18 protein-coding genes are annotated in these 13,628 nt (G+C 48.2%); 9 read left to right on the top strand and 9 right to left on the bottom strand.

What is annotated here, in order from left to right; all coding sequences use genetic code 11:
* Positions 1 to 8: 8 nt before the first annotated feature.
* A complete protein-coding gene (locus FHS17_RS11580; protein ID WP_167278557.1) occupies positions 9 to 1,022 on the top strand; it encodes a zinc-dependent alcohol dehydrogenase family protein in 1,014 nt (337 codons plus the stop codon).
* Between the two features lie 69 nt (positions 1,023 to 1,091).
* Here the strand turns inward: FHS17_RS11580 and FHS17_RS11575 are convergent, their stop codons facing one another.
* Positions 1,092 to 1,856 carry an SDR family oxidoreductase gene (locus tag FHS17_RS11575; RefSeq protein WP_167278556.1) on the bottom strand — a complete coding sequence of 255 codons (765 nt, stop codon included), beginning with the start codon at positions 1,854 to 1,856 and terminating at the stop codon, positions 1,092 to 1,094.
* 158 nt (positions 1,857 to 2,014) lie between these two features.
* Between FHS17_RS11575 and FHS17_RS11570 the strand changes: the two genes are divergently transcribed.
* Positions 2,015 to 2,740, top strand: a complete 726-nt coding sequence (locus tag FHS17_RS11570) for an LbetaH domain-containing protein (protein WP_167278555.1) — start codon at positions 2,015 to 2,017, stop codon at positions 2,738 to 2,740.
* A gap of 164 nt (positions 2,741 to 2,904) precedes the next feature.
* Here FHS17_RS11570 and FHS17_RS11565 read toward each other — a convergent pair whose 3' ends face one another.
* The 3 genes from FHS17_RS11565 to FHS17_RS11555 form a co-directional block, all read right to left on the bottom strand.
* The gene (locus tag FHS17_RS11565) at positions 2,905 to 3,531 is read right to left on the bottom strand and encodes an MBL fold metallo-hydrolase (RefSeq protein WP_243865302.1); all 627 of its coding nucleotides are present in this window, start codon (positions 3,529 to 3,531) and stop codon (positions 2,905 to 2,907) included.
* Between the two features lie 19 nt (positions 3,532 to 3,550).
* A complete protein-coding gene (locus FHS17_RS31085) occupies positions 3,551 to 4,270 on the bottom strand; it encodes an IclR family transcriptional regulator (protein WP_341805827.1) in 720 nt (239 codons plus the stop codon).
* Positions 4,271 to 4,475: 205 nt separating this feature from the next.
* Complete coding sequence (locus FHS17_RS11555) at positions 4,476 to 5,345, bottom strand: SMP-30/gluconolactonase/LRE family protein (protein WP_167278553.1); 870 nt, start codon at positions 5,343 to 5,345, stop codon at positions 4,476 to 4,478.
* Between the two features lie 110 nt (positions 5,346 to 5,455).
* Here FHS17_RS11555 and FHS17_RS11550 point away from each other — a divergent pair, with 110 nt between their 5' ends.
* Positions 5,456 to 6,331, top strand: a complete 876-nt coding sequence (locus tag FHS17_RS11550; protein ID WP_243865301.1) for an S-layer homology domain-containing protein — start codon at positions 5,456 to 5,458, stop codon at positions 6,329 to 6,331.
* Between the two features lie 124 nt (positions 6,332 to 6,455).
* Here FHS17_RS11550 and FHS17_RS11545 read toward each other — a convergent pair whose 3' ends face one another.
* Together FHS17_RS11545 and FHS17_RS11540 are read right to left on the bottom strand one after the other, a co-directional pair.
* Positions 6,456 to 6,827 carry a VOC family protein gene (locus tag FHS17_RS11545; protein ID WP_167278552.1) on the bottom strand — a complete coding sequence of 124 codons (372 nt, stop codon included), beginning with the start codon at positions 6,825 to 6,827 and terminating at the stop codon, positions 6,456 to 6,458.
* A gap of 1 nt (position 6,828) precedes the next feature.
* Positions 6,829 to 7,338, bottom strand: coding sequence for a MarR family winged helix-turn-helix transcriptional regulator (locus FHS17_RS11540; protein WP_167278551.1), 510 nt, complete (start codon positions 7,336 to 7,338; stop codon positions 6,829 to 6,831).
* Between the two features lie 160 nt (positions 7,339 to 7,498).
* Here FHS17_RS11540 and FHS17_RS11535 point away from each other — a divergent pair, with 160 nt between their 5' ends.
* A complete protein-coding gene (locus tag FHS17_RS11535; RefSeq protein ID WP_167278550.1) occupies positions 7,499 to 8,074 on the top strand; it encodes a TetR/AcrR family transcriptional regulator in 576 nt (191 codons plus the stop codon).
* 61 nt (positions 8,075 to 8,135) lie between these two features.
* Positions 8,136 to 8,909, top strand: coding sequence for an SDR family NAD(P)-dependent oxidoreductase (locus tag FHS17_RS11530; protein WP_167278549.1), 774 nt, complete (start codon positions 8,136 to 8,138; stop codon positions 8,907 to 8,909).
* Positions 8,910 to 8,955: 46 nt separating this feature from the next.
* Here the strand turns inward: FHS17_RS11530 and FHS17_RS11525 are convergent, their stop codons facing one another.
* The 3 genes from FHS17_RS11525 to FHS17_RS11515 all read right to left on the bottom strand — a co-directional run bounded on the left by FHS17_RS11525 (position 8,956) and on the right by FHS17_RS11515 (position 10,738).
* Complete coding sequence (locus tag FHS17_RS11525; protein WP_167278548.1) at positions 8,956 to 9,192, bottom strand: hypothetical protein; 237 nt, start codon at positions 9,190 to 9,192, stop codon at positions 8,956 to 8,958.
* On the bottom strand, positions 9,179 to 9,769 hold the full coding sequence (locus tag FHS17_RS11520) for a TetR/AcrR family transcriptional regulator (RefSeq protein ID WP_167278547.1): 591 nt from the start codon (positions 9,767 to 9,769) through the stop codon (positions 9,179 to 9,181). Before FHS17_RS11520 ends, FHS17_RS11525 begins: the two co-directional genes overlap by 14 nt.
* 105 nt (positions 9,770 to 9,874) lie before the next feature.
* A complete protein-coding gene (locus FHS17_RS11515; RefSeq protein WP_167278546.1) occupies positions 9,875 to 10,738 on the bottom strand; it encodes a LysR substrate-binding domain-containing protein in 864 nt (287 codons plus the stop codon).
* Positions 10,739 to 10,855: 117 nt separating this feature from the next.
* Here FHS17_RS11515 and FHS17_RS11510 point away from each other — a divergent pair, with 117 nt between their 5' ends.
* The 4 genes from FHS17_RS11510 (at position 10,856) to FHS17_RS11495 (ending at position 13,576) form a co-directional block, all read left to right on the top strand.
* Positions 10,856 to 11,359, top strand: coding sequence for an HPP family protein (locus FHS17_RS11510; protein ID WP_167278545.1), 504 nt, complete (start codon positions 10,856 to 10,858; stop codon positions 11,357 to 11,359).
* 89 nt (positions 11,360 to 11,448) lie between these two features.
* Positions 11,449 to 11,805, top strand: a complete 357-nt coding sequence (locus FHS17_RS11505) for a hypothetical protein (protein WP_167278544.1) — start codon at positions 11,449 to 11,451, stop codon at positions 11,803 to 11,805.
* Between the two features lie 50 nt (positions 11,806 to 11,855).
* The gene (locus FHS17_RS11500; protein ID WP_167278543.1) at positions 11,856 to 12,350 is read left to right on the top strand and encodes a cation:proton antiporter regulatory subunit; all 495 of its coding nucleotides are present in this window, start codon (positions 11,856 to 11,858) and stop codon (positions 12,348 to 12,350) included.
* A gap of 5 nt (positions 12,351 to 12,355) precedes the next feature.
* Complete coding sequence (locus tag FHS17_RS11495; protein WP_167278542.1) at positions 12,356 to 13,576, top strand: cation:proton antiporter; 1,221 nt, start codon at positions 12,356 to 12,358, stop codon at positions 13,574 to 13,576.
* Positions 13,577 to 13,628: the final 52 nt, after the last annotated feature.

The raw sequence follows: 13,628 nt of genomic DNA, 5'->3' as shown, positions 1-13,628 counted from the left end.
TGCTTGAGATGAAAGCATTTGTGTTACAAGGCGGTTTTGGACTTGATCATGTGATGGAGGCTGACCTCCCTATTCCTTCTCCTGGACCTGGGCATGTTCTGATTCAGATACAGGCAGTGTCTCTTAATTCCCGTGATACAGGAGTGATTGACGGGTTTTATGAACCAAATCGGACAGAGCCTCTTATTCCCGTCTCAGATGGTGTCGGCAGGATCATTGCCTTAGGGGAACACGCAGACAAGTTCCAAGTCGGAGAACGTGTCAGCGGAATATTCACGCAAAGCTGGACAATAGGCGAACCTACACAGGAGAACTGGGTATCGACACTAGGAAGCCCGCTTGACGGTATGCTTGCTGAATATGTTGTACTGCCGGAGGAAGGACTTGTGCGGGTACCCGAACATCTCACTGATGAGGAAGCTGCAACTTTAGCCTGTGCGGGTGTCACGGCATGGCATGCGATTGCGGAGGAAGGTCAAGTGAAGGCTGGTGACATCGTTGTTGTGCAAGGAACGGGTGGTGTGTCCTTATTCGCTCTGCAATTCGCCAAGCTTCTGGGAGCCACGGTTATCGTTACATCCAGCAGTGATGAGAAGCTGGAACGCGCAAAGGCGCTTGGCGCCGACTATGGTATCAACTACAGAACAAATCCCGAATGGGATCAAGCTGTTCTAGCCTATACACAAGGACGCGGAGCCGATCACATCGTTGATCTAGGTGGTGCCTCTACACTGAATCGTTCCATCTCAGCGTTGAAAGTCGGTGGACAAGTAAGCATTATAGGCATCCTTTCTGGCGCAGCAGTTGAGGACTTTGCAATCGTCCCTGCTATTATCCGCAAAGCCAGACTTCAAGCAATCAATGTCGGCAGCCGGGAAATGTTCGAAAGAATGAATGCTGTCATTGAGCAGCATGGCCTCCGTCCAGTCATGGACCGATCCTTCCCCTTCTCCCAATCCCTTGATGCTCTCCGCTACTTGGCGCAAGGATCTGCATTTGGGAAGATAAGCATTGTATTCTAAGCTTGTGGCAGGATAAAAATACACCGCTGAAGCCCTGAGGGACGAAGCGGTGTATTTTTGTTTGCATCTTTATAAATGCGACCCGCCACTTACATCCATGCATTGCCCGGTAATCCAGCGGCTATCTGAAGAAGCCAGGAAAGCTGCAACATCCGCAATATCTGAAGGATCTCCCCATCTGCCGAAGCTCGAATATTCAGCGCCAAATCTATACCCGGACGCATCCTGCAACAAGGCATTATTCATATCTGTGGCGATAAAACCGGGCTGGATGGCATTAACAGTAATCCCGCGATGTGCAAGCTGGGTAGATAAAGAAAGCGTAAGCGTATTGACAGCTCCTTTGGTCATACTGTATGCCGTAACCCCAGGCAGGGAAATCCTCGTTGTAGCAGAGGACAAATTAATAATCCTGCCGTTATCTCTTAGGCGAGGCAGCGCTTGCTGAATGAGGAAGAAAGGAGCCTTTACATTGGTGTTCATAACGTGGTCGAAGGCATCCTCTGTAGTATCCTCAATAGCAGCGGGAAGCCCCACACCTGCATTATTGACGAGAATATCAAAGGACCTCTCACCCTTGCGCTGCTCCAAAGCCTGATCCAATTGTTCATAAAGCTTAGCAGCACTAGCAGCAGTCCCAAGCTCCTGCCCTATTGAAAAAGCTTCCCCTCCGTTTTGCTCGATTTGCCGTACAACATCAGCCGCCGCCTCAAGATTAGCACCATAGTGAACAACTATCATTGCTCCCTCCTGGGCAAGTCTCAGCGCAATAGCACGGCCAATCCCTCTGCTTGCACCTGTAACCAAAGCAATTTTCCCATTTAATCTACTCATGCTCCGTTCAACTCCTTCTAATTTTTTACACTATTAGTTGTATCATAGGAGCAGTTTTGTAATGTTGCTGTTTCATTTTGCGGAATTCCTTGTGGCATTTACCTATATGCCGAATAGCCTAACTTAAGAGGTATTAATCATAACGAGGAGAATGTAACATGGCACCAGAGAGACCCTTCAACAGGAGCAGCGCCTGGCCCATAAGCCCTGAGCTTCTTCCGAAAGGCCCTGTTAATCTATTCGCAAGATTTATTAGCCCAAACCCAATAACATCGGTGAATCCGGTTCAGCGCTTTCCTTCCATCCATCCTACCGCCTTTCTGAGTCCGTTCTCCACGGTTATTGGTGACGTGATCATCTGCGACAACGTATTTGTAGCACCCAGCGCTACTCTTCGCGCCGATGAAGGTACTCCTTTCTTCATTGGCAAGAGTTCCAATATTCAAGACGGAGTAATCCTTCACGGATTAGCTAATCAAGGTATTCAAGTAGGGAGTAAAAGTTATTCTATCTTTATAGGCGACAGAGTTTCCATTGCTCACGGGGCTATGGTCCACGGTCCTTGCCTCATCGAGGATGATGTATTCGTGAGCTTTAAAGCCATTGTATTTAATGCTTATGTAGGGCGTGGTTCTTATGTTTCGATGGATGCTATTGTGACAAACGGGGTACGAATCGCTCCTCAACGATTTGTTCCGCCTGGTGCACATATTGATACACAGGAGAAAGCTGACTCTCTTGGCTCAGTACCAAAGGACTCCGTGGAATTCGCCGAACAAGTCATTCGAGTCAACCGGGAGTTCCCTCCCTCCTACGATGCCATGTTTGGCAGTCACCGCTGCTCCTGCGGAATAGCTTATAACCATGCGAACTTATTACATTAAAGCAAAGACCGGGAACCTCACATAGGAGATTCCCGGTCTTTTGATTATATTTTCGCTAATAATTCATCAATAAGTTCATTCATATTGCCCCGCACCAATCCGCCGTGATAACAAATAATTGCTTCAATATCAAAGTCCTTGAACTTCTCTACAGAGCGAAGTGCCTACTCCATATTTACGGTTGAATATGGCGACGAAGGCAGCAGCTCACCGTTATGGATAACCAAAGCATCCGCGGCGATCAGCGTCTTGCTGGCATGATGATAGAGGCTGACATGACCCGGCGTATGGCCTGGCGTATGGATGACGGTTAGACCGCCGCCAAACGGCAGTGTCTCTCCGTCTGACATCAGCTTTGTCACATTCGGCTTGGACCCCTGCATAAATGCATTTTTGTACTGCTCACTTACTTCACTCGGCAAAGCCTCAAGCTCAGCCTCTAACCGGTCCGCCGGGAACTTGAGAAGCGGAGATTCTCCATCAATGACGGATCTATCTTCTTCATGGGCATATATCTCAATCGGTATCGTGCTGCCTTCCTTCTCCAGGAATGACGGCAGGCCGCCAATGTGATCGATATCCTGATGGGTCAGAATGATTGTCGTTAATGGGAGCCCTGAGATTCCCACTTGTTCTGCAAAAGCACGAATATCGTCTGCATTGCCTGGCATTCCAGTGTCGATCAGTATCCAAGTGTCTTTATCATGCAGGATAACCGGATGAATCATCATCGAACGTCCGGCCAGCTTCATTTCAATCTCGAGCATTTCTACTCCTTCTGCAATGCGCATGAACGTACCTCCCCATTTCTCATTCCATAGCATTGACATACGTGTTGATTTCTTTCGTTATTTCCTCAGCGGCATAAATAACTTTGCGAGTTAAGCTTCTCATTTCGTGTTTCGGCATAAAATCGCTGTAATCCGCTGCAGCAATAGATGCGACAACCTTATTCCCGCTAAACACAGGGGAAGAGATACACTGCACACCCTTACGAAATTCTTCGTAATCTGCTGCGTATCGCTGCTGCTTGATGACTTCCAGATGACGGAGGAATAAATCCGGATCCGTGAAGGTTTGATCCGTTATCTGCATCGGATCGATTGACGAAAGGAATAACTCGAGCTGTTCCGAACGTTCCAGCTGTGCCAATATCACTTTGCCCACAGCTGTTTGATAGGCAGGTACAGATCCGCTCGTCTCCCTGTCGACCATCTGCCCGGTATTCGCCTCATATACCTGACGGACGATGACATCGCGTCCATGAAGCGTACCAACAAACAGATCTTTTCCGCACTCCGCCCCCAGCCGGCCAAGTGCCTGAAGCTTGGACCATTTTATCGTCCTTCTTACAGCCTGTATATCGTTGAAAAGCATCGGATGGAGCTCATAGTCCCTGCCCAGCTTAATGATGTAATTCATCTCTTCTAAGGTGTGCAGCAGACGGAACACTGTTGTCTTGTTCACTTCAATCCGGTTTGAGATTTCAGTAAGATTGAGGCGCTGTTGCTCCTTAAGCAGATCTAAAATCTGGAGTCCTTATTTCAGGCTGGAGACCTCATAGCCTGGCATGAATGCTCACCTCTTAACTAGCATAAAGCAGCTATTTTCCTCGATCAATGAATGCATGGTTTGTTTCAGTATGTGAAAATCGCGCTCAAAAATTACTCAATGAGCTGTAACAACGAATAAATGAAACGACCACTTCATTGAGTGGTCGTTTCATTTATTCTAATCACTTCGCCCGCTGCACGGGCAGTCCTTTAACCTCCAGCTTAACGCGGAACAATGCCCCGGCAAGCGGCTGTTTGCTGAGCTGTAATTCGTCATTTCCAATTCTTGCTGTTGTGATGAATAGCTCGTCCAGGTTCTCGCCGCCAAAAGCGCAGGACGTAACATTACTGACGGGAAGCGGAATACTTGCCAACTTTTTACCCGTCAAAGGATTCCATCGTGAGATCTGCCAGCCATTCCAGTGACCAACCCACAGCATTCCCTCTGAGTCGATGCACATCCCGTCCGGACTGCCCTCTCCTTCCGGGATCGTAATCACAGTTCTTCTGTTTGAAATCTGACCGGTCGCTGCATCGTAATCGAAGGCATAAACGAAATTATCGAAGGTGTCGATATAGTACATCACCGTTCCATCTTCATTCCAAGCAAGTCCATTCGAACAGCCAACTTCGGACAAGAGCGTAGACAGCTTGCCATCCTCAAGAACGTACAAATGTCCGCTTCGCTGGTTCCATTTGCTGCTCATTGTGCCCGCCCAGAATCGTCCGTTCGGATCGCATTTGCCATCATTGAGTCTATTCGGACTTTCCTCTTTGGTGTGAGCAATTAATGTTGTTGTTCCTGTCTCGAGGTCGAAACGATAGAACCCATCTGCTAGCGCCAGGATCCATGATCCATCCTCTGCAGGAACTGCTGCACCTACTTTCTGATCCAGCTGATATGCGACTTGTCTGCCATCACTCGGACGATAACGGTGAAGCTTGCAGCCTTCGATATCAACCCGGAACAGCTCCTGCAGCCGTTCGTCCCATACAGGGCCTTCGCCCAACTGATCTTGCCCTTCCAAAACACATTCCAATAATAGTTCCATATACCTATACCTCCATAGGGAAAATTAACTGAATAATATAAACATTTTTTAATATTGCGTCGATAATTGTATATAGCAATTGCAATGATTATAACTTGAAAGGGATGAGTATGATGAAAAAGAAAATCGCAGGCATTGCATTCGCTCTGCTCTTATGTACCTATGGTTCATTGAGCTTTGCCGCCACTACAAAGACATCTGCAGATTTCACCGACTTGAAGGATTTGGATGCAGCAACTAAAGCCAAGTTCGATGCTTTGATCAGCGCGGGAATCTTTGACGGCGTCTCCGACACGAGCTTCGGACTCAAGGAAGAAATGAACCGCGCTCAATTCGCTAAGGTTGCAGCTTTGCTAACAGGGCTGGAAACCGACTCTTCATTGAAGACATCCAGCTTCTCCGATGTAAGCAGCGATGATCCTGCAAATGGTTACGCCTTGCCTTATATTGAAGCACTTAAAACGGCAGGTATTACCGATGGCTATGGAGAAGGCACTTACAATCCTGCTGGTAAAGTAACCAAAGAACAGCTCGCTACGTTCTTGGTCAGAGTTCTTGGCAAAGATACCGAAGGCAGAGCAGCCACTGGGAATGACACAACTGTATCCGATTGGGCACAAGGTTATGTCTCGATGGCCCTCGAATTAAAAATTTTGTCTAATGGAACTGATGGAAAATTTGGCGGACAAGCCAATGCAACACGTGATTTGCTCGTTACAGGTGCATATGAGGCCAAGCAGCAGTATGTAGCGCCAACACCAAGTCCGACACCAACACCAACGCCGGTACATACAACGACACCTTCAACTCCTTCGCAGTCGGAACAACCTACAAGTGAAGAACCAACTACTCCAGTAACCGAAGAGTCGACTACTCCGGTAACTGAAGATCCTTCTCCTACTGACACTGACACCGAGCAGACAGCTCCTCCATGGGTAGATGAGACAACTCCTCCTACTGATACGGAAGAGACATTTTCTCCTTAAGCAACACCGCTGACTTTCACACCACCAGCTTTTACATGCCCGGATCCAACGTTAGTTTTCCCGCGTGCGTACCAGCACCATAAGAAACAACAGTGCGGGAACTTCCCCCACTGTTGTTTTCTTTTTAACCCTCCCGATAATACGACAGCACCCAGCATACGCCATTCCGATCGGTGACAATCGCCAGATAGCCATTAAACGGTGCTTCGTACATAGCCGCTTGAATCGTCCCGCTCCCTGCAAACTCCTCATAGATTTTCCTGAACGCTTCCTCCGTATCAATCTTCAGAAACACTCTAACATAATCGCCTTTCACAGCCGGCTTCGCCGCCTTAGTATCTGCGAACTTAAGAGAAGTTCCCTCTACATGGAGATCCGCATTAAGAACCGTGTCCCCCTGCTCGCGCAGGATCACAATCTCACCGCCAAAGACGCTTTGATAATACTTGATTTCCTCTTTGCAATTCTCCACTACGATAAAAGGCTGTGCAATCATCTTATTCATCCCCCTCCGTTAGATTATGAAGCACATTTTTTAACAGGGTTAATAATAAGCCATACTCATCATCGCTGATTCCTCTTCGGGTCTTACTTTTGATCCGATTCAACGCCTCCTGCACCTTCGGTACTACCTCATGCCCCGCTTCTGTCAAATAGAGCAGATGGTAGCGGTTATCCGCCGGATCGGCCTTCCTACGCACGTACCCTTCCGCTTCCAGCTTCGCAATAGCCTTCGCCGTTGTTGTTTTATCAATAAACAGCTTCTCGCTTAGGGCCTTCTGTGTAACTGGCTGCCTTGAGGCAATCGCCATGAGAAAAATATACTGCCCGCTTCCAATCCGGTATGGCGCCAGCTCTGCTGTAATCAAGATCTGCATATGGCGGTAGATCGCCGAAATATATTGCCCATGTGATTCTGAGGCATTATCATGCCCTTTCTTCCAATGCCCGCTCAGATTATTTCCTCCTCCATAATAGAATGTTATTGCAACTAATTTTATTCTCATCTTATGCCAGATAGAATGCTATTGCAACTAATTTTTATTAAAATTTTCCAGTAGGGCGAATTAGGGGGCCACCCCCCCTTTTGAGAACGATCAGTAAAAATAATTCTTTACTGATCGTTCTCAATATGATATTCTGATTTCGAAAGGAGGCAGAAACGATTTGGCCAGGAGCAAAGAATTTGATGAAGATGCTGTACTGCTGAAGGCAATGAAGCTGTTCTGGGCACAAGGCTATGAGAAGACCTCTATGCAGGATCTTGTTGAGCATATGGGCATTCACAGAAGAAGTATCTACGATACCTTCGGCGATAAGCACGCCTTATATTTGTTAGCTTTGAAGCGCTATAGCAACACGGTCTGGAAGTCCATTGAACAACGGGCCAACAGCTCCTTCACAGCAAATGCCGCCATTCGCTCTCTCATGGAAGCAACGATCGCTCAAGATGAGGAACGTCCGCAAGGCTGTTTAATGGTGAATACAGCTGTGGAATTAGCCGTTCATGATACCGAGCTTGAAGCTTATGTCAACAGAAGCTGGGAACTTACCGAAGAGCTGATCCGTGATCTGATCGTCAAAGGCCAGCAAACTGGGGAACTGTCTGCAGCACTTGATGCAGAGATGTTATCTGCCTACTTCAACAATGCACTGACGGGACTTCGGGTGATGGTGAAGACCCAATACAATAGAGAGAGATTACAACAGATTATTGCGACAACAATGTCTATTCTAGATTAAATTTTTTTGCATATTATAGAATGATCGTTCTCATATTAAAAAATAAGGAGTTGTGTTTATAATGAGTAAATTAAACGAAAAAGTAGCATTAATTACTGGAGGTAATAGTGGTATCGGGCTGGCTACCGCCAGAAGATTTGTAGAGGAAGGTGCAAAGGTTGTTATTACAGGCCGCAATCAGGCTTCTTTAACAGCAGCAGTTAATGAGCTTGGTCAAGAAAATGCCTTCGCTGTACAGGCGGATGCAACCGAACCTGCTGGTGCAGAGCAAGCCGTTGCTGCTGCCATTAAGCAATTTGGCAAACTGGACATCGTCTTTGCGAATGCCGGTGTAGCCGGCAGTACACCACTTGGTGATACGAAGCTGGAAGACTTCGAGCATATTCTGAAGATTAACGTGACTGGTGTATTCTTCACCGTACAGGCAGCGGCACCTTATTTGCAGCCTGGTGCGTCGGTTATCCTTGTCGGCTCAGTGCTTGCCACTACCGGCGGATTTGGCTGGGCAGCTTATGCCGCCAGCAAAGGTGCTGTTAGCAGCATGGCCAAAGTACTCGCCTCCGAGCTGTCGCCGCGTGGCATCCGGGTGAATACGGTTGTGCCGGGCGCGACCAAAACCCCAATCTGGGGAGCTTCTTCACCTGAGCAACTGATGCAGCTGGAGGCTGCTCTCTCCCACTCCATTCCGCAGAACCGTCTCGGAGAACCCGAGGAAATTGCGAATGCTGTTTTATTCTTGGCCTCGGATGAATCCTCCTTTGTTCAAGCTGCTGAGCTTCAAGTAGACGGCGGAGCTGACGGAGCACCATTTGGCGCTCCAATCTATCGTCAATAAGTGAAAAAGAGCAACGGTGCTATCAAGGCCGTTGCTCTTTTAATTGCTATTCTTTTTTAGCTGAAGTGAGTCCCTGCGTAATCGTCACAAGGACAAGCCCAATGACCAAAATAACGGCCCATGCTGCAAAGGATGCCCAACCGTCCGGAAGTAGTCCAAGAAACTGATACTTCAGCGGTTTGCCAAAGAGCGCTCGAATAAGCGGCTGTGCAATGGTAGCAATACCGACCATACTCAGGACGATCCCTAAGATTTGCAGCCCGTCATTTTTAATTTTCTTCATGACCTTCTCTCCTTGTCGCAAAAGTAAAAGTTCGGATCGTCTCCTTAATGGTTCCATCAAGATCAGCAATTTCGTTCATCGCAATCCGTCCGCTTAACGTGTCTATTGCGCTTCTAACGAGCAAAGCCATTAACTCAGGCTGAAAATCCCTAAAGCTTTTCTCTTCATCTTGTCCGTATTGAAAAATTTCGATAAGCGGCTGGTGAAGTTGGTTATCTTTATCCGAGAAAATCAACTCTCCATCCTTGTTACGATGATTTGCAATAATGTGAATGATGGCCAATGTCCCGAGCCGATTCTCAGCCACATAACGCAGATTGCTATCGATATAAGACTCCAATGCTTCAAGCGCCGTTTTATCAATAACCATATGCCTGCCCATATACTCCGCTGCATGTTGAAAGTAGCCTTCCACAAGCTCCGCCAGAATAAGATCCTTTTGCGGAAAATGGTACGTTACTACGCCCTTGCTGATGCTCAAATGCTCGGCTATCATACCTAGCGAAAAGCCGGCGTAACCGAGTTTAGCTATAAGCTCTTGTGAGGCTTGCAGTATTTTTTCCCGTGTTCCCTTCATGCTCTTCCAACCTCGCTAATCATTGAGACCATTGATATCCTTTATTTTAGTACGATCGAGCTAAAATCACAATATAAATTCGTACGATCGAGCGAATTCGCCGTCTTATGAGGTAAGCCCAGAACGCACCCATTCTATAAATGCTGCCGCCGCCGGCCGAAGCTGCTTGCCTTTCAGATAGATAAAACCCTGATGAACAGGTTCTGGCACAGGGAAATCCATTATAATCAGCTTCCCTGACCGCAGATCCTCCTCCACATTCACCCTGGGCAATAAAGATATCCCAAACCCCGACTGAACCATCCGCTTAATCAGTTCCACACTCGGGAAGCTTCTGCGATCATGCACGGTATATCCCGCTTCACGAAGGGATGACTCGCCTAGCTCGTGATACAAGCAAGCATTCCCATAACTGATGTAAACCTGTTTCCCGCCACCTCTTGCATCCGGACTACCTACCCACACTAATTCCTCTACAAGCAGCGGTTCGAATACGAGATTGTCATTCTCAGGATCACGAGGGACGATCCCTAGGTCATCCTTCTGATCAAGTACCCTGCCGCAAATATCCTCCATAAACCCTGTCGAGAGCTGCAGCTCAACATCCGGGTACTGCTCTACATAGGAGGCAAGGAGACCAGGCAGTCTGGTCACGCAGTAGGCTTCTAATGCCCGAACCTTAAGCACCCCGCGAGGCTGCTCCGTACGAAGAAGATCATCCTCCAAGGCTTGACTTAATTCCGCAAATTGTCTCGCGAACCGCGCCAGCGCAGCTCCTGCTTCTGTTGGCTCAACACCTCTTGGCAGACGGTCGAACAGCTTCTTGCCGCTGGCCTTCTCCAGCTGTGCAATATGAGTTGTCACGGTGGACTGTACATAGCCCAATTTATCAGCTGCTCGGCTAAAGTTCTTCTCTTCCATTACCGTCAGAAAAGTTCGGAGCGACCTCCCATCCCATTGATCCAGCACTTTACCGCCTCCTTAGGTATTTTATTTCGAAATGACAGTTATCATATATATTCGTTTTTCAAATGGTTAAGCATATGATACCATCGAAGCATTCGATCGTAAAGGAGATGATGCTCCATGTTTGACCGTACTATCCGCTTCCTATGGCCCGCTATAGGTGCTTTTGCTGCCATCTTTCTCTTATTCCTGTTTGAAAATTCGTTGGGACTAGCGCTGTTAATGGCCCCCTTTGGTGCTTCCTGCGTTATTGTATTCGCCCTGCCAGATAGTCCTTTGGCTAAACCTCGCAATGTAATCGGCGGCCACTTTATTAGCACATTGACCGGTCTCACTTTCCTGCATGTGTTTGGTCATCATGCCTGGACCATGGCTGCAGCGGTAGCATTATCGATCTTCTTCATGCAGTTAACCAAAACCCTTCATCCCCCAGCTGGTGCCGATCCACTTGTCGTTATCCTGTCCGGAGCAGGCTGGTCTTTCCTGCTAACCCCGGTCTTGGCTGGGTCTCTGCTGCTAGTCGGATTAAGCGCTGCGTATCGCCTTCTTCTTAGAAGCTCGCAAGAGCGGCAAGCCACAGCGAGGGCTGTTCCTGTTCCAGATAAAGGAGTGAAACCTCAATAGCCATTTTGACGTAAAAGAGGTACGGCTCGAATCCCGCATAAGCTCAGTAATGGCAAAAGCAGATAGAATAACGAAGGGAGGCGTCATTCATGAGAACAACACATTCTGCAGGTCGTTTGACGCTGCTTCTCTTCCTCCTTGGAGCATTTATTCTGTTCAGCATGCCAACCATGATGCTTGGCAACTTCGATGCCTCGAAATCAAGCAGAGCCCACATCGAGCACAGCCTTCCGAACAGCATGAAAGCTGTTAAGAGGGTCACGGTGTCTCCTGCCAGCAAGCTGCTTCTCATGGCAACACTGCTGGCTGTGATTTACTGCTGGATCAGCTACCCTCGCCTGTTCTTGCAGGCCAAGCGTGTTTTTCTACTCCCCTTCATTTTCCTGCAGCGGCTCAAACGCCTGCTCATGCCCCTCAAGCTGACGACATCCTATTCGATCATTTAAGGCAACAACAGACGAATAGAATTTCGATCATACTCGAGGAGGAATTCCCTATGAATATCCGTGAAATCGACTTGCCCGGTATCGGTAAAAAATTTCAAATGAATACCCGCAGCGGCGACCAGCTTGTCATAATTGTGCATAATGACGGCCGCCGGGAATGCTACCATTTCCACCACGATAACCCCGAATCCAGCATCTCCATGATTACCCTTGATGACGACGAAGCCCGTATGGCTGCCGCTATGATCGGCGGTATGACGTATAAACCAAAGATGCTTGAGACGATCGAGGTCGCACTCGATGAGCTCATTATTGAATGGTACAAACTTGAGGCGCATTACGCCTGCATCGGTAAATCGATCGGAGAGCTGAATATCCGTAAAAATACAGGAACGACGGTTATTGCTCTGCTCGCCGCCAATCATGCCAAGCAGATCAATCCTGGGCCCGAGGTTATTCTGGCCGCTGATAATACGATTGTTGTTGCCGGAGAACGGGCGCAGCATAAAGAACTGAAAAAAATCCTCATGAATGGATGTGATTAATCGTCATGGATCACATCATATTAGAGGTTGGCCTCGCTATTGCGCTTATCGCTGTGGCTGGTTTGCTGTCGGCAAAAATCCGGTTTTCCGTCATTCCGTTCTATATTCTGATCGGAATGGCCGTTGGTCCGCATTCGGTTGAACTCTGGCATTTCGACTTCCGTTTTATCGAAAGCGCTCCTCTAATCGAGTTCATGGGCAGGCTTGGCGTCTTATTCCTGCTCTTCTATCTCGGACTGGAATTCTCCGTTGGGCGCTTAATCAAGTCCGGCCGCTCTATCGCGGTCGGCGGAACGATCTATATCGCCATTAACTTCACACTTGGCCTCCTGTTCGGCTGGCTGAGCGGCTTTCCTTTTCAAGAAACACTCGTTATTGCTGGAATTACTACGATTTCCTCTAGTGCGATTGTCGCCAAGGTGCTGGTTGATCTGAAGCGCACCGCCAATCCGGAAACGGAGATGATTCTTGGCATCATTATGTTCGAGGATGTATTCCTCGCTGTTTATATCTCGATCCTATCCGGGCTCGTCCTGAGTGGTTCAACCTCGATCGGCGGCATTGTACTCTCTACGGTTATTGCCCTTGTCTTTATGCTTGCTCTTCTTACCCTTGGCCGCAAAGCGGCGCCGACACTGAACAAGCTACTTAATATTCGTTCCAATGAGCTGTTTGCACTGGTCATCTTCGCGGGGCTGTTCCTTGTGGCAGGACTCTCCGAGACGATTCATGTCGCCGAAGCCATTGGTGCCTTATTGTTTGGCCTCGTACTTGCTGAGACTGAACATATGAAACGGATCGAGAAGCTGATCCTTCCCTTCCGGGACTTCTTTGGCGCAGTATTCTTCTTCAGTTTCGGGCTAACGATTGACCCAACCGCCTTAGGCGGAGCGGTCTGGCTGTCACTGGCTGCCGTTGCCATCACGCTGATCGGCAATCTGACTGCCGGGATGCTGGCTGGGCGCAGCGCAGGACTTTCGCCTAGAGCTTCCGTTAATATCGGACTGACCATCGTATCACGTGGAGAATTCTCCATCATTATGGCTAATCTCGCTAAGGCAGGTGCACTGATGGCGGTGATCCAGCCGTTTGCTGCCCTATATGTTCTGATTCTGGCCATCCTGGGGCCACTCCTCACAAAGGAGAACAAAGTAATATTTAACGTACTAAACCGTTTATTCCGCTGGGACCGCAAACAGATGACGAGCACGTCACAATCGAAATAATAGGAGCAGAAAAAAGAAGCCGTACTCCTTGAATAGGAGCACGGCTTCTTTG

The sequence above is a fragment of the Paenibacillus lupini genome (assembly GCF_011761355.1).
In the GTDB taxonomy this organism is placed as follows: domain Bacteria; phylum Bacillota; class Bacilli; order Paenibacillales; family Paenibacillaceae; genus Pristimantibacillus; species Pristimantibacillus lupini.
The sequence above is the reverse complement of the archived record's forward strand: the minus strand, read 5'-3'. Positions and strand labels throughout refer to the sequence as shown.